Genomic DNA, 16,002 nt, shown 5'->3' with positions numbered 1-16,002 from the left:
CCTCACAAGTTCTCGTGTGCGCCGGCCTCGCCGCGCAGCCAATAGCCGGACGCCCGCATCCAGGCCGCCGGATGCTTGAGATTTTCCAGGACGAAGGCGCGTAGGCTCTTGGCCACGGCGGCCTCGGCGGCGATCCAGACATAGCCGTCACCGGGCGGCAACTGGATGCCCTCCACCACGCGGCGCAGGCTGGCCGCGTCGTCCGCGCCATCGCGGTCGCGGGTGACCCAATGGGCGATCCAGCGCGCCTTGGTCTCCATCGTCTGCCGTTCGGCGTCGGTGTCGATGGCGACGACGGTGTGGACCGGCACGCCCGCGCGCAGTGCCTCCAGCCGCCGGCCGATGGCGGGCAGGCCCGTCTCATCGGCGATCAGCAGGTACCAGTCGAAATCATCCGGCACGATCATGGAGCCGCGCGGGCCGCCGATCTCCAGCGTGTCGCCCACCTTGGCGGATTGGGCCCAGGCCGTGGCCGGACCGGCGTCATGCAGGGCGAAATCCAGGGTCAGGGTGCGGTCCTCCCGGCTGAAGGCGCGGGGGGTGTAGTCGCGCATCACCATTTCGCCATCGGCGCCGGTGAAGAACAGCTTGATGTGGTCGTCGGCGCCCCGGCTGTCGAAGTCCGCCAGATCGGGCGAGGTCAGGGTGACGCGCAGCATTCTGGGCGTCAGGTGCGCCACGCTGGTCACGGTCAGGGTGCGTCGGCGCGTGTCGAAGCGCATGCGGCCGATCTGGTGGCGCGTGTCAGGGATCGTCGGCGTGTCGGTCATGGTGTCACTTTGGTTCCGTCTTGTCGTCTTTGGTGCCGGGTGGGGGCGTATTGTCGCCCAGGATTTCCGCTATGGCGCGTCGCAGGATGGCCGCCAGGCGCCGGGCCTCGGCGGCGTCGCAGCCGCGCTTGCCATAGAGCGCCGACTTCAGGGCGTGGCGGGCCTGATGCAATTCTTCAGAGGCTTCGGGGTCGGCATCGGTGACACCGGCGAACGCCTCGCGCACTTGCTCCATGCGCATGCCGATGCGGCGCAATGCCTCCAAGATGCCGATGGCGGTGCCTCGATGCCCCTCCAAGTGGGTTCGACCGCTGTCGGTGATGCGGTAGAGCTTGCGGTTGCCGTCCGGCTCCGCCGTGGCGCGGCCGATTTCCGCCAGGAAGGTCAGGGCCGGGTAAATGACGCCGGGGCTGGGGGTGTAGAAGCCGCCGGAATGCTCCTCCACCGCACGGATCAGCTCATAGCCGTGGGCGGGCTTGCGCTCCAGCAGGGCCAGGAGCAGCAGTTCCAGATCGGCGGAGGACAGCTTGCGCCCCCCGGGCACGCCGCCACCGCCGCCCCAGAAGCCGCCGCCTCCACCGAAGCCGCCACCGTGCTTCCAATGATGCCACCCGCCGCGCCCGCCCATGGCCAGGCAAGGGGGATGGGATGTCGTATGATCGGAAAACATATCGTACGATATAGCGAACGATAGGTGGCCGACAAGAGGGGCCGGAAAAGAAAACGCCCCGGCGGGAAAGCCCGGCCGGGGCGCTTCGTCGCGGTCTCTGAGTGGGCCAGGCCGGCGACCGCAGGTCCCCGGAGATTTCTGGGGAGCGGCAGCGGACTGGAAATCGAGGACAAGGCAAGCGGGCGGATGCCCGCGCCCGCCGTTTGAGGGAACCTTAATGCTTCTTGCCCGGCACGGCCTCGACCGGGAAGGCCTTGGGCAGGGCGATGCCCTTGGCGGCGGCCGCCTCACGCAGCAGCACCGGCTGGTCGGAGATGATGCCGTCCACGCCCATGTCGATCAGCTTGGCCATGTCTTCCGGCTTGTTCACCGTCCAGGGGATGACGGTCAGGCCCAGGCCATGCGCCTCCTGAACCAGGGCGGCGTCGATGTCGGTATACAGCGGCGACCAGACCTTGCCGCCGGCGGCCTTCACCGCCTTGGGCACGCTGCCGCCATGGTCGATGGGGTCGAAGCCGGCGGTCCAGGGCAGCTTGGCGGTCAGGCTGACCGACGGTTCCCGCGGGTCCTGCTCCGTCAGGTAGACGGTGGGGATGGTGGGGGCCTTCTGCTGTACCAGTTGCAGGGTGCGCCAGTCGAAGGACTGGATCATCACCCGGTCCTCGAACTTCTCGGCCTTGAGCACGGCCAGCACCGTGTCCACGAAGACCTCCGGCGACGGGCTGTCCTCGGGATGGGTGGGGTCGATCTTGGTCTCGATGTTCATCTTCACGGTCGTGTTGCCCGACCGCTTCACCAGGTCGATGACCTCCTTCAAGGTGGGGATGGGCGTGCCGGGGATGGGGCGCTGGTCGGGGAAGTGGCTGCCGTAGGCGCTGCCGGGGCGCAGCTGGCCCACGTCGTACTTCTTGATCTGGTCCAGCGTCAGGCTGAAGAAGGACGGGGTGGGGGCGGTGAGGTAGGCGCCGTCCGGCCCCTTGGCCAGGTCCGGGTTCAGGTGCCGTTCGTGCGAGATGATGACGGCACCGTCCTTGGTGATGTTCATATCCATCTCCAAGGTGGTCACGCCCAGCGACAGGGCGTGGGCGAAGGATTGCAGCGTGTTTTCCGGCCACAGGGCGCGGCCGCCGCGGTGCGCCTCGATATCCAGGTCGCGGGCATCGGCCAGGGCTGGAAGGGCCAGGGCGGGCAGGGCGATAGCCGTGGCCAACAGGGCGCGAAGGGCCAAATGGCGCATAGCCGGGCGGTGCGGCAGGGACATGGAAGCGGGCTCCTGATAGACTGATACCATCACCGGCGAAACCGGTGGGATCGAGCTATACCGTGCGTCCAGGCTTGGCCCCTGTTAAATTTCCAAGGCGTTAAATCTCCAAGGCGCTGCCGTGTGGGCGCGCGTTCGCGCAATCCTTGGATGCCGCGCCGCCGCTGGCGCTGGAGGGCCGCCTGTGTCATGAAACGGGCCTGTCGCGGTGGGCGGGCGCAAGGGCGTTCGGGCCCACCGTTCTTTTTGAGGATTTGAGAGTAATGAGCGACGTCGAACACGGCCAGGATGGCCTTCCCCCCGATGAGGACAGCGTGGCCGGCGCCGCGCATGAGGATCAGCACGCGGGCGAAGAGGACCACCAGGCCGACGAGGTCGACGGTGACGAGTTTGAGGACGAGGACGATTTCGAGGACGACGAAGACGACGAGGGGGAGGAGGGCGCGCCCTTGGCCCCCATGCGCTGCGGTTTCGTCGCCCTGGTGGGCGCCCCCAACGCCGGCAAGTCCACGCTGCTGAACGCGGCGGTGGGCAGCAAGGTGTCCATCGTCAGCCCCAAGGTGCAGACCACCCGGTCCCGCGTTCTGGGCATCGGCATGCACGGCCGCGCCCAGATCCTGTTCGTCGACCTGCCCGGCATCTTCACGCCCAAGAAGCGGCTGGAGCGCGCCATGGTCGCCGCCGCCTGGAGCGGGGCGGAGGATGCGGATTTGGTGGCGGTGCTGGTCGACGCCTCGCGCCGTGTGGATGACGACACCAACGGCATTGTCGAGCGCCTGAAGGAGAGCAAGCGCAAGGCCATCTTGATCCTGAACAAGATCGACCTGATCCCGTATGAGCGGCTGCTGGAGCTGGCGGCCCGCTTCAATGAGACGGGCGTGTTCACCGACATCTTCATGATCTCCGCCCTGACCGGCGACGGCCTGACGGACTTCCTGGACAAGCTGGCCGCCCGCCTGCCGGAAAGCCCCTGGCTGTATCCAGAGGATCAGTTGTCCGACATGCCGCAGCGCCTGCTGGCGGCGGAAATCACACGGGAGAAGCTGTTCCTGCAATTGCACCAGGAACTGCCCTATGCCGTGGCCGTGGAAACCGAGGCGTGGGAGGAGTTTGAGGATGGCTCCGTCAAGATCTCCCAGATCGTCTACGTCCAGCGCCCCAACCAGAAGGCCATCGTGCTGGGCAAGGGCGGCAGCAAGATCAAGTCCATCGGCGCCGCCGCGCGGGTGGAGCTGGAAGAGATCCTGGACCGCCGCGTGCACGTCATGCTGTTCGTGAAGGTGCGCGAGGATTGGGCGGAGAAGCCGGACAGCTACAGCCAGTGGGGTTTGGACTTCAACGCTTGATTGTTCGGCATTTGATCGTAACCGGTCAAATGCCAGCCCTCAATCGCCGGGCGGCCACATCTGTGGCCTTGGCTCGTCCTCGATTTCCAGTCCGCCTTCGGCTCCCCAGAAATCTCCGGCGCCCGCCGTCGCGGGCGCGAACGGGCGCGTATCACTGGCTCGTGCCGCTGATGGGAGATTTTATTATCCCCCCGGAATTTCCGGGGGGTTAGCGGGTGTAGTCATGTACCGTTGGCGTCCAGCGCGAGGGGCGGCTGAGGGACGTCAGGTCCATGTCGCGGCGCTTGGGGCGGGACATGCCCTTGGAAAAGAACCAGCCCTGGCCCATGGCGCAGCCCAGGGTGCGCAGGCGCAGCACCTGTTCGGCGGTTTCCACATGCTCCGCGATGGCGGCCACCTTCAGGCCCCGGCACAGCGCCAGCATGCTGACGACGATGGATTCCTCGCGCTGGCTTTCACACATGCGGCTGACGAAGGAACCGTCGAGCTTCAGATAGTCGAACTCCAGCGCGCGCACGTAGGTGAAGGAGGCCATGCCGGCGCCGAAATCGTCCAGGCAGACCGGAAAGCCGCGCTGGCGCAGGCCGTTCAGGACGGCACGGGCGCGCGGCAGGTCGTCCAGGCGGCCGGTTTCCGTGATTTCGAACAGCAGGCGGCCGGCCAGCTTCGGGCGCATCGATAGCTGGGCCAACAGCGCCTGCATGAACAGGTCGGAGGCGACGGAGGCGGCCGACAGGTTCACCGCCAGCGAAATGTCGGGCTCCGCCGTCTCCAGCTCCCGCATCGCCATGGTGCAGACGGCCATGTCCAGGTCGTTGATGATGCCCACCTCCTCCGCGAAGGTGATGCAGGGCCCCGGCCGTTCCCCGTTGATGCGGCACAGCACCTCGAAGTGATGCACGCGGCCGCTGTCCAGGTCATGGATGGGCTCGAAGGACAGGGCCAGGCGGCTGTCCCGCAGGGTGCCGCGCAGCCTGGCCAGCCGCCCCATGGCGTCGCGGGCGAATTCGGCCACCAGGGAGGATGAGGAGGTCAGCGCCTCCATGCCCTTGATGCCGTCCTCCGCGAAGCGGCGCAGCGCATACAGCATGAGCCGGCCCCGGTCGGCCTGGCTCAGCGCCCGCTCCCTGGCGTCCATCGTATGGGCGTCGACCTCCAGTGGCTGGTCCAGGCCCAGATCCTGGGCCAGCTGGGCGATGTCACGGGTGATGAGGTCGGCCAGGTCGGTGGGCGTCATGACGCCGAAACGGTCCTCCGCCAGTCGCCCGGCGACGGCCTCCGGTCCACCGTACTGCCGCAGTACGGCGCCGATCTCGACCATCAGCTGACGGTCCTGGTCCTGCGTCAGATGGGCGCGTATTTCCCGCAGGTTGTTCATCTGCACCAGCGTCAAGGACGCCAGAGCCCCGCCATCCACCGATGCGAGGGTGCTCATGGCCGCCTTGGTGAAGGCGCTGGGGGCGAGCAGCTGCGTTTGAGGATCGACATCGCCCGCCGCTGGTGGGGCCAGGGGCGGCTCATGACTGCCGATCTGGCTCAGGGTGATGTTCAGCAGGGGGGAGTCCTGCATGCGGTAGGCGGCCATGGTGCAGGGCAGGGTGCCGCCGTCCCGGTGGCGCAGGCGGATCAGCCGTGGCGGCGCGCGGTCATTCTCCCCCAAGGTTACCAGGATGCGCCGCACCAGCGCCTGGTCGGCGGGAACCAGATGCCCGAACAAGGGCTGCTCCAAAAGGTCGGCATCCGTCACGCCCATCAGCGCCAGGCACGCGCCCGTCGCGAAATGAATGATTCCCTGCGCATCCACCTCAAGCAGAAGGTCGGCGTTGGCGAAGGCGAAACCAAGGTAACGCTTGGTGCGTTTCATTCATCGTACCTTACGTTGAGCGCTGGCGCAGGACTTGGTCGCCGATCCCCATCGGCCGCTGACCGGGTCTTACAAGCTTTCGGAGGACAATGCCGGGATGTGAGCCACGAGGTCGCAGCTCATGCCGCCGACCAAAACCTATCCCTTGGTATATTTTATACGGAAATTTCCGCAAAAATATAGTCGAAAGTTGGTGGTGTCCATCAATGGCTGCGCTGGGGCGGAATAGTTCGCCTGAATCAACATCCCCTGCACTGCCAGAGGGCTGAGTATTATTTCAGAAAATTTTATAGAACATTTTAGATAATTGCCCGTTTCCTAGGACGCCTTGCTGAAATTATGGTTAACGGAAGCGTGCGACGCCTTCAAGGGTGTGACGAGATCCCTTGACCTTCCCATGATGGGAGGGTCTATCACTACCGGCATCGCGTTTTGAGGAGACAGAAATGTCCCATGCGGCCTCCACCGTCCCATCCCCCCGCGCCGTCGATATCACCATCGGTGGCATGACCTGCGCCGGCTGCGTCCGCCGTGTGGAGAAGGCCATCTCCGCCGTTCCGGGCGTGGCCGGCGCGGCCGTGAACCTGGCCACCGGCCGCGCCCATGTGGCGTTGAGCGAAGGAGGAAAGCTGCCCGATGTAGTCGAGGCGATCGCCAAGGCCGGTTACGACACCGGCACCCACACCGTGGATCTCGCCATCGGTGGCATGACCTGCGCCGGCTGCGTGGCGCGGGTGGAAAAGGCGCTGCGCTTGGCGCCCGGCGTCGTGGCCGCCACCGTGAACCTGGCGACGGAGCGGGCTGCCGTGACGCTGGTCGACGGCGCCGACAGCGCCGCAGCGACGGCGGCCGTCACCCGGATCGGCTATGACGCCCGCCTGGTGGACCAGGAGGACACGACCCGCCAGGCGGACCGGGAAAAGGCGGCCCGCACGGCGGAGATCAGTGCCCTGCGCCGGGCCGTGGCCATGGCCGCCGTAGCGACCCTGCCCCTGTTCGCGGTGGAGATGGCCCGCCACGCCATACCAGGCGTCCACCACTGGCTGGCGGTGACGGTGGGGGAGCAGCCCTGGCGCTGGGTCAGCCTGGTGCTGGCGGCCTTCGTATTGGCCGTGCCGGGGGGCCGCTTCTTCGCCAAGGGTGTGCCCAACCTCATCCGGGCCACGCCGGACATGAATTCCCTGGTGGTGCTTGGGGCGGGCGCGGCCTTCCTCTATTCCGCCGTGGCCACGGTGGCGCCCCTGGTCGCGCCCGACCTGCTGCCCGCCGGCACCGACAACGTCTATTTCGAGGCGGCGGCCGTCATCGTCACCCTGATCCTGGTGGGCCGCCTGTTCGAGGCCAGGGCCAAGGGCCGTACATCCGAGGCCATCAAGCGTCTGCTGACCCTGCAGGCCAAGACGGCGCGGGTGGAGCGCGACGGCCAGACGGTCGAGGTGCCCATCGCCCAGGTGGCGGTGGGGGACGTGGTGCTGGTACGTCCCGGCGACCGCGTGCCGGTGGATGGCGCGGTGCTGGACGGGTCCTCTTTCGTGGACGAAAGCATGATCACCGGCGAGCCGCTGCCGGTGGAGAAGGGGCCTGGCGCCGCCGTCGTCGGCGGCACGGTCAACAAGACGGGTTCCTTCCGGTTCCGGGCGGAGAAGGTGGGGGCAGCCACGTTGCTGTCCCAGATCGTGCGCATGGTGGAAACGGCCCAGGGCGCCAAGCTGCCCATCCAGGCGGCGGTGGACCGGGTGACGGCCTGGTTCGTGCCGGCGGTCATGGTGGCCGCCCTGCTGACCTTCGCCGCCTGGTATTTCCTGGGGCCGCAGCCCCAGCTCAGCTACGCCCTGGTCAACGCCGTGGCGGTGCTGATCATCGCCTGCCCCTGCGCCATGGGGCTGGCCACCCCCACCTCCATCATGGTGGGCACCGGCAAGGCGGCGGAACTGGGCATCCTGTTCCGCCAGGGGGATGCCCTGCAGGGCTTGCGCGACGTGCGCGCCGTGGCCTTCGACAAGACCGGGACCCTGACCCTGGGGCAGCCGACCTTGACGGACCTGATGGTCGAGGAGGGCCTCGACGAGCATGAGGTGTTGCGCCTGGTGGCGGCGGTGGAGGTGCTGTCTGAACACCCCATCGCCCAGGCCGTCGTGGCGGCGGCGCGGGCGCGTGGCCTGGCGCCGTCCGGGGCGGTTGGCTTCCAGGCGGAGGCGGGGTTCGGCGCGCAAGCCCGGGTGGAGGACCATATCGTCGCCGTAGGTGCCGATCGCTACATGACCCGCCTGGGCGTGGCCGTCGCCCCCCTGGCCGGTGCGGCGGCAAAGCTGGCCGCCGACGGCCGCAGCCCGCTTTACGCCGCCATTGATGGAACGCTCGCCGCCATCCTGGCGGTGGCCGACCCGGTGAAGCCGGAGGCGGCGGACGCCGTGCGGACGCTGCACGACGCCGGCCTCAAGGTCATCATGGTCACGGGCGACAACCGGCGCACGGCAGAGGCCGTGGCCCGGACGCTGGGCATCGACGAGGTGGCGGCGGAGGTGCTGCCGGAGGGTAAGGTGGCGGCGGTGAAGGACCTGCAACGGCAGCACGGCCGCATCGCCTTCGCCGGCGACGGCGTGAACGACGCTCCGGCCTTGGCCACCGCCGACGTCGGCCTGGCCATGGGCGCCGGCACCGACATCGCCATCGAGGCGGCGGACGTGGTGCTCGTGCGGGGCGACCTGAGGGGCGTGGCAACGGCCATCGCCCTCAGCCGCGCCGTGCTGGGCAACATCCGCCAGAACCTGGCCTGGGCCTTCGGCTACAACGTGGTGCTGATCCCCCTGGCCGCCGGGTTGCTCTATCCGCTCACCGGCTGGCTGCTGTCGCCCATGGTGGCGGCCGGCGCCATGGCGCTGTCCAGCGTCAGCGTCCTGACCAACGCCCTGCGCCTGCGGCGCTTCCGTCCGTCCTGAGGGAGGGGATCATGAACATCGGCCAAGCCGCCAAGGCCTCGGGCGTCAGCGTCAAGATGATCCGCTATTACGACGAGGTTGGCCTGGTCCGCCCGTCCGGCCGGTCCGAAGGCAACTACCGCGAATACGATGCCCGCGAAGTGAACGAGCTGCGCTTCGTCCGGCGCGCCCGGGGCCTGGGATTCGACATGGCGGAAATCGGCCAGTTGCTGTCGCTGTGGCGCGACCGCGACCGGTCCAGCCGCGAGGTCAAGGCCATCGCCCAGCGCCACCTGGATGATTTGGACAGCCGCATCCGCGAGATGCAGGCCATGGCCGACACCCTGCGCCATCTGGCCCATTGCTGCGCCGGCGATGACCGGCCGGACTGCCCCATCCTGGAAGATTTGGGTGGGAAGGATTTGGGCGGGGACGATCCGGGCAGGCCGGCGCCCCACGCCGTTCACACCACCTTGTAAACCCGGATCAACACGGCGTGCCGCTCCGGCGGCAGGCCGTGGACGGTGCCGACGAAGATGCCGCGGTTCAGCCAGGCGTGGGGGCCCTCGGGCGCGGTGAAGTCCAGGACGGAGTAGGCGTAGGGCGCCTGGCCCGGCGGCGCGTCGATGACCGCCCGGTTGTTCACGGTGATGATGGCGCCGTCGTCGGTCTTCAGTTCATAGAGGGCGTTCAGCAGCAGCACGCCGTCGGGCCGGCTCAACTGCCGGTCGGCACCACCCGCCAGCACGGTTCCCCGGATGCGCGGCCCCTGGAACACCCCGCCGGTAATGGGGATGATGCGGCGCTCCCCCAGCGGCGATTTGCCCAAGGGCACCATCGGGTCCAGCTCGACCACGGCCTCATAGGTGAACTCGGTGGCAGGCAACTGCAGGGGCACGGTGCTGAGCGGGGTTGGGGGCGCCGCCGGGGACGCAGCATTGGCGGCTTCCGCCATGGCGGTCTGGGCGACCCCGGCTGTCGCCGCCACCTGCAACAGCGTTCGCCGGTCCATTTTCCCCACCTTTTCCATCCCCATCTCCCTTACTTATTTAAGTTAATAATTATCAACAAGTATGGTTTGTAGGCAATGCCCCTGCCGTGGTGGCCGATGGCGCCATCGCCTCGACATTTCCGGCCGGCCTGCGCACACTCGCATCCATGGACGTCCTCTTCCGATTACCAGGCGCCGTGCGGCGCGATCCCGAGGTCGATGCCTGGTTCGCCCAGGGCGATCCTTTGCGCCTTATAGTCCAACCCTGGTTCGAGGCCTTGCGCGGTTGTGGCCCGGACGTGCGTGAGTTGATCCATGATCGCCAGCCAACGGCCTGCGTGAATGATGCGGCCTTCGCCTATGTCGGTGCCTACACGGCGCATGCCAGCGTGGGCTTCTTCCACGGTGCCGACCTGGATGACCCCGCTGGCCTGTTGCTGGGGACGGGCAAGCGCATGCGCCATGTTAAGCTGCGCTGGGGCCAGGAGCATGACGCGGCGGCGCTCACAGCGCTGATCGCCGCCGCCTACCAGGACATCCGGCGGCGGCTGCAAAATTAGCGACGCCTGCCCCGGGGTAAGCTCACCGCCCCTTGGGGGGCAGGCCCTTCAGGGCCGACACCCCGGCCAACGCCTCCCGTTCCCGGCGCCGGCCGTCCATCATGTCTTCCACCGCCTCCTTGGGCAGGGGCGGGGCGAAGTGATAGCCCTGGCCGTATTGGCAGTGCAGGCCGCGCAGGAACTCGGCCTCGGATTCCTTTTCGATGCCCTCGGCGATCACCTCCAGGTCCAGCGCCTGGGCCAGCAGGGTGATGATGCGGGCGATGGCGCTGCGGCGGTCGCTTTCGCCGGCGGCGCGCACGAAGCTGCGGTCGATCTTCAGCGTGCCGATGGGATAGCGGTGCAGGTAGCTGAGCGAGGAGAAGCCGGTGCCGAAGTCGTCGAGCGACAGCTTCACGCCTTTGCTCTTCAGCGCCTCCATGATGCCCAGGCAGCGGCCGGGGTCATCCAGCAGCAGGCTTTCCGTGATTTCCAGCTTCAGCGTGCCCGGGGTGATGCGATGGGCCGCCAGCGTCTCGGTCACCGCCGCCACCAGGTCGTCCTCCATCAACTGGCGGCCGGACACGTTGACGCTCATGAACAGGTCGGGGCTAAATCGGCCTTGCCATTCCGCCAGCTGGCGCGTGCCCTCGGCCAGGGCCCAGCGCCCCATCTTCAGGATGAGGCCCGTTTCCTCCGCCAGGTGGACGAAGTCGCTGGGCGGGATCAGGCCGCGCTGGGGATGGAACCAGCGCATCAGCGCCTCGAACCCCGCAATGGTGCCATCGCGCAACCGCACGATGGGTTGGTAGAACAGGCGGAACTCGTGATCCTCCACGGCGTGGCGCAGGTCCGATTCCAGGCGCAGGCGGGTCAGGGCCCGTTCGCGCAGCGTGTCATCGAACATCTCCACCCGGCCGCGGGCGCTGGTCTTTGCCCGGAACATGGCCAGGCCGGCGTCCCGCAGCATGTCGGCGGCCGAGGTGTAGCCCGACCCCGACAGGGCGATGCCGGCGGTCACGCTCATCACCACCTCATCCCCGTTGGGCAGGGCCAGCGGCTTGGCCACGGCGGCGGCCAGGCGTTCCGCCGCGTCCACCGCCGCCTTCACGTCCAGCACGCCGTCCATCAACACGCCGTATTCGTCGGCCGACAGGCGCGCCACCGTGTCACCGGCCCGCCGGGCCTCGTCCAGGCGCTGGCCCACGGCGCACAGCACCTCGTCCCCCACCAGGGGGCCCAGGCTGTCGTTCACCGTCTTGAAATGGTCGATGTCGAAGATCATGACCGCGAACTGCGCCTCCTCCGGCCGGCGGCGGCGCCCCAGCGCCTGGCCGATGCGGTCCAGCAGCAGCATGCGGTTGGGCAGGCGGGTCAGGCCGTCATGGAAGGCGTCGAACAGCAGCTGCTGCTCCGCCCGCTTGCGCGCCGTGATGTCGGTCATGGAGCCGGCCATGCGGATGGCCTCGCCACTTTCATCGCGGATGGCCACGCCCCGGATCAGCACCCACAGCTCGCCGCCACCGGCGTGGCGGGTGCGCACCTCCTCCTCCAGGTGGGCGCTGCCGCCGGCGATATGGGTTTCCATCGCCGCCCGCAGGCGGGGGCGATCCTCCCCGTCGATCTGGGCGTACCAATCCTCCATGCTGCTGGTCCGCGCACCGCCACCGATACCCAGCATGGCCGTCCAGCGGGAGGAACAGTACAGCTCGTCCGGCGCCACATGCCAGTCCCACAAGCCATCGTTGGCGCCCTGGGCGGCGAGGGCGTAGCGCTCCTCGCTCAGGCGCAGCTGTTCCTCGGCGTTCTTGCGGTCGGTGATGTCGCGGTGGGCGCCGACAATGCGGATGGGCTCCCCCTCGTCATCCAGCACGACGATGCCGCGACACATCATCCACAGCACATGGCCGTTGCGGTGGGTCATGCGGTATTCGATCTGGAAGGGCTTGCCCCCGGCGCTGGCTTGGGCGTCCAAGGTGGCCTGCAGCCAGATCAGGTCGTCCGGGTCGACCCGGCTCAGCCATTCGTCGGGGGAGGTGCCGATCTCATGCTCGGCATAACCCAGCAGCGCCTTCCAGGAGTCGGCGTAATAGACTTGGTCGGTGCGCAGGTCCCAGTCGTACAAGCCCTCATTGCTGGCCGCCGCCGCCAGGCGGTAGCGCTCCAGCGTCAGCCGTTCATCATGGTCCAGGGCCGGGGGCGTCGGCGCCGGGCTTGGCGTGGTTGCGCCTTTGGCGGGGGCTGGCTTTCCCGGACTCATGTCATCACCGGCGTGGCACCGCGCACCACGACCCGACCGCGCAGTGAACCCACCTTTATAGTCCAACGATTTCCAATAGATGGGCTGTGCACGCCGGCGCTCGGTTCCAAAGTTATCAATAGAGATTATACTAAAAAGTGCTGCGGTGACACCGTTGGTCTGATGCGGGCGGCGGGAGCATTGGCATATCCCCCTGGGCGCGCGATCTGCTAAAACGCCTGCATGGAATGGACTGACGACGCCATCGTGCTTTCATCCCGCCCGTTCGGCGACACCGCCGCGCTGGTAGTGGCGTTGACGCGTGAGCATGGACGGCACGCCGGCGTGCTGCATGGCGGCCAGTCCCAGCGGTATCGTGGCGTGCTGGAACCCGGCGCCCAGGTCGCCGTTCGCTGGCGCGCCCGCACGGCTGACCAACTGGGCACCTGGACGGTGGAGCCCGTGCGCTCCCCCGCCGGGCTGTACCTGGACGACCCCCTGCGCCTGGCGGCCATCGTGGCCGCCGCCGCCCTGATGGACGCCGTTCTGGCGGAGCGGGAGGCCCATCCCGGCCTGTACGATGCCACCCTGGCGCTGTTCCAGGCGCTGGACCTCGATATTTGGCCCGCAATCTACGTGCGATGGGAGGTCGGCCTGCTGGAGGAGGTGGGCTTCGGCCTGGACCTGACGCAGTGCGCCAGTACTGGCCAGCCCGTGGGGACGCCGAACGACCAGCTGGCCTATGTCAGCCCCCGCACCGGCCGCGCGGTTTCCTTGTCGGCGGGGGAACCTTATCGCGACAAGTTGCTGCCCTTGCCGGGCTTCCTCATCGGACTGGGCTTCCAGGGCGGCGGGGAGGAGGACGTGGCGGCCGGCCTGCGCCTGACCGGCCATTTCCTGGAGCGCCACGTCTTCGCCCAGCGCCACGCCGAGGTGCCGCCGGCCCGCCAGCGCCTGGTGGAGCGTTACTTGCGTGCGAACAATCTTCCGGGGGGCTTGCCCGCCGCTGAGCCGCAGGAAACGTGATCTTCCTACGGCTGCACCATGTCTGGCAATCGGCCCACCATATCTGGTAGTGTCGCCGCACCATGACCGATGCCACCGAGATTCTCGATAAGCCCCTGGCCGATGCGCTGGGCGAGCGTTACCTGTCCTACGCCCTGTCGACCATCGTGTCGCGGTCGCTGCCCGATGTGCGCGACGGGCTGAAGCCGGTGCACCGCCGCCTGCTGTTCGCCATGAGCCAGCTGAAGCTGGAACCCACCACCCCGCCCAAAAAGTCGGCCCGCGTGGTGGGCGACGTCATCGGCAAGTTCCACCCCCATGGTGACGCCTCGGTCTATGACGCGCTCGTACGTCTGGCCCAGGACTTCGCCGCCCGCTATCCCCTGGTCCAGGGCCAGGGCAACTTCGGCAACATCGACGGCGATAACGCCGCCGCCATGCGATACACCGAGGCCCGCCTGACCGAGGTGGCCAAGGCCCTGCTGGACGGCATCGACGAGGACGCGGTCGATTTCCGCGCCACCTACGACGGCGATGGCGAGGAGCCGGTGGTGCTGCCGTCGGCCTTCCCCAACCTGCTGGCCAATGGCTCGGCCGGCATCGCCGTGGGCATGGCCACCAGCATCCCGCCGCACAACGCCGGCGAGATCTGCGACGCCCTCAGCCTGATCATCGACCGCGAACTGCTGGTGCCGGAAGACCGCCGCCGGCCGGTGACGGTGGATGAGCTGGTCACCCTGATGCCCGGTCCCGACTTCCCCACCGGCGGCGTGCTGGTGGAAAGCCGCGATGCCGTGCGCGAAGCCTACCGCACCGGCCGCGGCGGCTTCCGCCTGCGCGCCAAGTGGGAAAGCGAAAAGCTGGCCCAAGGCACCTGGCAGATCGTCGTCACCCAGATCCCCTACCAGGTGCAGAAGTCCCGCCTGGTGGAGAAGATCGCCGAACTCCTCATGGAGCGTAAGCTGCCCCTGTTGGAGGACGTGCGCGACGAGTCGGCAGAGGATGTGCGGCTTGTGCTGGTGCCCAAGAGCCGCAACGTCGACCCGGCGGTGCTGATGGAACAACTGTTCCGCAACACCGATCTTGAGGTGCGCATCCCGCTGAACATGAACGTGCTGGACGCCGATCAGGTGCCGCGCGTCATGACCCTGCACGAGGTGCTGCGGGCCTATCTGGACCATCGCAACGTGGTCCTGGTGCGCCGGTCCCGCCACCGTCTGGCCAAGATCGACCACAGGCTGGAAGTGCTGGGCGGTTACCTCATCGCCTACCTGAACCTGGACGAGGTCATCCGCATCATCCGTGAGGAGGATGAGCCCAAGGCCGAGCTGATGCGCGCCTTCGGCCTGACCGACGTGCAGGCGGAAGCCATCCTCAATATGCGCCTGCGGTCTTTACGCAAGCTGGAAGAGATGGAGATCCGCAAGGAGCATGACAGCCTGACGGCCGAGCGGGCGGAACTGCTGTCCCTGCTGGATGACGATGGCAAGCGCTGGTCCGCCATCGCCGCCGAGGTGGCGGCCACCAAGAAGCGCTTCGGCCAGGCGACCGAGCTGGGCGCCCGCCGCACCAATGTAGGCGACGCCCCCACCGACGTGGTGGTGCCGGTGGAGGCCATGATCGAGCGGGAGTCGGTCACCGTCTTCCTGTCGGAGAAGGGCTGGATCCGCGCCGTGAAGGGCCACCTGCCGCCCACCGAGACGGCGGAGGCCAAGTACAAGGAGGGCGATGCCGAGCGCTTCGTCCTGCATGCCGAGACGACGGACAAGCTGCTGGTGTTCTCCAGCACCGGCAAGTTCCACACCATCGGCGTGGACCGGCTGCCGCGCGGCCGCGGCTTTGGCGAGCCCGTGCGCCTGATGGTGGATTTGGGCGACGCCGACATCGTCACCGTGCTGCCCTACCGTCCGGGCAAGCGCCTGCTGGTGGCGTCCAGCGACGGCCGGGGTTTCCAAGTGGACGCGGATGAGGTGGTGGCGCAGACCCGCGCTGGCAAGCAGGTGCTGAACGTGGGCGATGGCGCCACGGCGCTGGCCTGCGTGCCGGTGGAGGGCGACACCATCGCCGTCATCGGCAATAACCGCAAACTGCTGGTCTTCGCCCTGGACGAACTGCCGGTCATGGTGCGCGGCAAGGGCGTGGCCCTGCAGAAGTACAAGGACGCCAGCCTGTCCGACATCTGCGTGTTCGACGGCGCCAAGGGCCTGTCGTGGAAGATGGGCGGGGCCGGCGACCGCACCCGGGTGGAAACCGACCTGTCGCCCTGGCGCGGCGCGCGCGGCACCCAAGGCAAGCTGCCGCCCAACGGCTTCCCGCGTAACAACCGCTTCTGATCCGCCCAATCAAATCACCCAGTCAAATCAAAGGAACAACGCCGGAGTGGGGATCACTCCGGCGTT

The 16,002-nt window shown here is 67.8% G+C and carries 12 protein-coding genes; 6 read left to right on the top strand and 6 right to left on the bottom strand.

Going from position 1 to position 16,002, the window contains the following annotated elements; genetic code table 11:
• Window positions 1-2: 2 nt before the first annotated feature.
• The 3 genes from UCD39_RS14160 to UCD39_RS14150 all read right to left on the bottom strand — a co-directional run bounded on the left by UCD39_RS14160 (window position 3) and on the right by UCD39_RS14150 (window position 2,701).
• Window positions 3-770 (bottom strand): siderophore-interacting protein, encoded by a 768-nt coding sequence (locus UCD39_RS14160; RefSeq protein ID WP_330496628.1) that lies wholly within the window; start codon window positions 768-770, stop codon window positions 3-5.
• Window positions 771-774: 4 nt separating this feature from the next.
• The gene (locus tag UCD39_RS14155) at window positions 775-1,440 is read right to left on the bottom strand and encodes a PadR family transcriptional regulator (RefSeq protein ID WP_330496627.1); all 666 of its coding nucleotides are present in this window, start codon (window positions 1,438-1,440) and stop codon (window positions 775-777) included.
• Between the two features lie 214 nt (window positions 1,441-1,654).
• Window positions 1,655-2,701, bottom strand: a complete 1,047-nt coding sequence (locus UCD39_RS14150) for a glycerophosphodiester phosphodiesterase (RefSeq protein ID WP_330496626.1) — start codon at window positions 2,699-2,701, stop codon at window positions 1,655-1,657.
• Window positions 2,702-3,159: 458 nt separating this feature from the next.
• Here UCD39_RS14150 and era point away from each other — a divergent pair, with 458 nt between their 5' ends.
• Window positions 3,160-4,047: a GTPase Era gene (gene era, locus UCD39_RS14145; RefSeq protein ID WP_246130203.1), complete on the top strand. Its 888-nt coding sequence runs from the start codon at window positions 3,160-3,162 to the stop codon at window positions 4,045-4,047.
• A gap of 208 nt (window positions 4,048-4,255) precedes the next feature.
• On the opposite strand, the gene UCD39_RS14140 is transcribed toward era, so the two are convergent.
• Window positions 4,256-5,911 carry an EAL domain-containing protein gene (locus UCD39_RS14140; RefSeq protein WP_330496625.1) on the bottom strand — a complete coding sequence of 552 codons (1,656 nt, stop codon included), beginning with the start codon at window positions 5,909-5,911 and terminating at the stop codon, window positions 4,256-4,258.
• A gap of 446 nt (window positions 5,912-6,357) precedes the next feature.
• Here UCD39_RS14140 and UCD39_RS14135 point away from each other — a divergent pair, with 446 nt between their 5' ends.
• Window positions 6,358-8,850 (top strand): heavy metal translocating P-type ATPase, encoded by a 2,493-nt coding sequence (locus UCD39_RS14135; RefSeq protein WP_330496624.1) that lies wholly within the window; start codon window positions 6,358-6,360, stop codon window positions 8,848-8,850.
• Between the two features lie 11 nt (window positions 8,851-8,861).
• Window positions 8,862-9,308, top strand: coding sequence for a Cu(I)-responsive transcriptional regulator (cueR, locus tag UCD39_RS14130; RefSeq protein ID WP_330496623.1), 447 nt, complete (start codon window positions 8,862-8,864; stop codon window positions 9,306-9,308).
• Here cueR and UCD39_RS14125 read toward each other — a convergent pair.
• Entirely contained in the window at window positions 9,293-9,841 is a 549-nt protein-coding gene (locus UCD39_RS14125; RefSeq protein ID WP_330496622.1) for a DUF3237 domain-containing protein, read from the bottom strand. The two genes, cueR and UCD39_RS14125, sit on opposite strands and share 16 nt — an antisense overlap.
• Before the next feature lie 146 nt (window positions 9,842-9,987).
• Here UCD39_RS14125 and UCD39_RS14120 point away from each other — a divergent pair, with 146 nt between their 5' ends.
• Window positions 9,988-10,380 (top strand): DUF1801 domain-containing protein, encoded by a 393-nt coding sequence (locus tag UCD39_RS14120; protein ID WP_330496621.1) that lies wholly within the window; start codon window positions 9,988-9,990, stop codon window positions 10,378-10,380.
• A gap of 22 nt (window positions 10,381-10,402) precedes the next feature.
• Here UCD39_RS14120 and UCD39_RS14115 read toward each other — a convergent pair whose 3' ends face one another.
• Complete coding sequence (locus UCD39_RS14115; protein WP_330496620.1) at window positions 10,403-12,619, bottom strand: putative bifunctional diguanylate cyclase/phosphodiesterase; 2,217 nt, start codon at window positions 12,617-12,619, stop codon at window positions 10,403-10,405.
• A 222-nt stretch (window positions 12,620-12,841) separates the two neighbouring features.
• Here UCD39_RS14115 and recO point away from each other — a divergent pair, with 222 nt between their 5' ends.
• Both recO and parC read left to right on the top strand, forming a co-directional pair.
• Window positions 12,842-13,624 carry a DNA repair protein RecO gene (gene recO / locus UCD39_RS14110; protein WP_330496619.1) on the top strand — a complete coding sequence of 261 codons (783 nt, stop codon included), beginning with the start codon at window positions 12,842-12,844 and terminating at the stop codon, window positions 13,622-13,624.
• Between the two features lie 62 nt (window positions 13,625-13,686).
• The gene (gene parC, locus UCD39_RS14105) at window positions 13,687-15,936 is read left to right on the top strand and encodes a DNA topoisomerase IV subunit A (protein WP_330496618.1); all 2,250 of its coding nucleotides are present in this window, start codon (window positions 13,687-13,689) and stop codon (window positions 15,934-15,936) included.
• Window positions 15,937-16,002: the final 66 nt, after the last annotated feature.

It is taken from the genome of Nitrospirillum karajorum, from assembly GCF_036348415.1.
Lineage (GTDB): Bacteria > Pseudomonadota > Alphaproteobacteria > Azospirillales > Azospirillaceae > Nitrospirillum > Nitrospirillum amazonense_B.
This window is presented reverse-complemented; position numbering and strand designations above follow the sequence as displayed.

Coding starts and splice junctions, on each gene's coding strand:
- UCD39_RS14160 (WP_330496628.1), bottom strand. CDS start 770: ATGACCGACACGCCGACGATCCCTGACACGCGCCACCAGATCGGCCGC.
- UCD39_RS14155 (WP_330496627.1), bottom strand. CDS start 1,440: ATGTTTTCCGATCATACGACATCCCATCCCCCTTGCCTGGCCATGGGC.
- UCD39_RS14150 (WP_330496626.1), bottom strand. CDS start 2,701: ATGTCCCTGCCGCACCGCCCGGCTATGCGCCATTTGGCCCTTCGCGCC.
- era (WP_246130203.1), top strand. CDS start 3,160: ATGCGCTGCGGTTTCGTCGCCCTGGTGGGCGCCCCCAACGCCGGCAAG.
- UCD39_RS14140 (WP_330496625.1), bottom strand. CDS start 5,911: ATGAAACGCACCAAGCGTTACCTTGGTTTCGCCTTCGCCAACGCCGAC.
- UCD39_RS14135 (WP_330496624.1), top strand. CDS start 6,358: ATGTCCCATGCGGCCTCCACCGTCCCATCCCCCCGCGCCGTCGATATC.
- cueR (WP_330496623.1), top strand. CDS start 8,862: ATGAACATCGGCCAAGCCGCCAAGGCCTCGGGCGTCAGCGTCAAGATG.
- UCD39_RS14125 (WP_330496622.1), bottom strand. CDS start 9,841: ATGGACCGGCGAACGCTGTTGCAGGTGGCGGCGACAGCCGGGGTCGCC.
- UCD39_RS14120 (WP_330496621.1), top strand. CDS start 9,988: ATGGACGTCCTCTTCCGATTACCAGGCGCCGTGCGGCGCGATCCCGAG.
- UCD39_RS14115 (WP_330496620.1), bottom strand. CDS start 12,619: ATGAGTCCGGGAAAGCCAGCCCCCGCCAAAGGCGCAACCACGCCAAGC.
- recO (WP_330496619.1), top strand. CDS start 12,842: ATGGAATGGACTGACGACGCCATCGTGCTTTCATCCCGCCCGTTCGGC.
- parC (WP_330496618.1), top strand. CDS start 13,687: ATGACCGATGCCACCGAGATTCTCGATAAGCCCCTGGCCGATGCGCTG.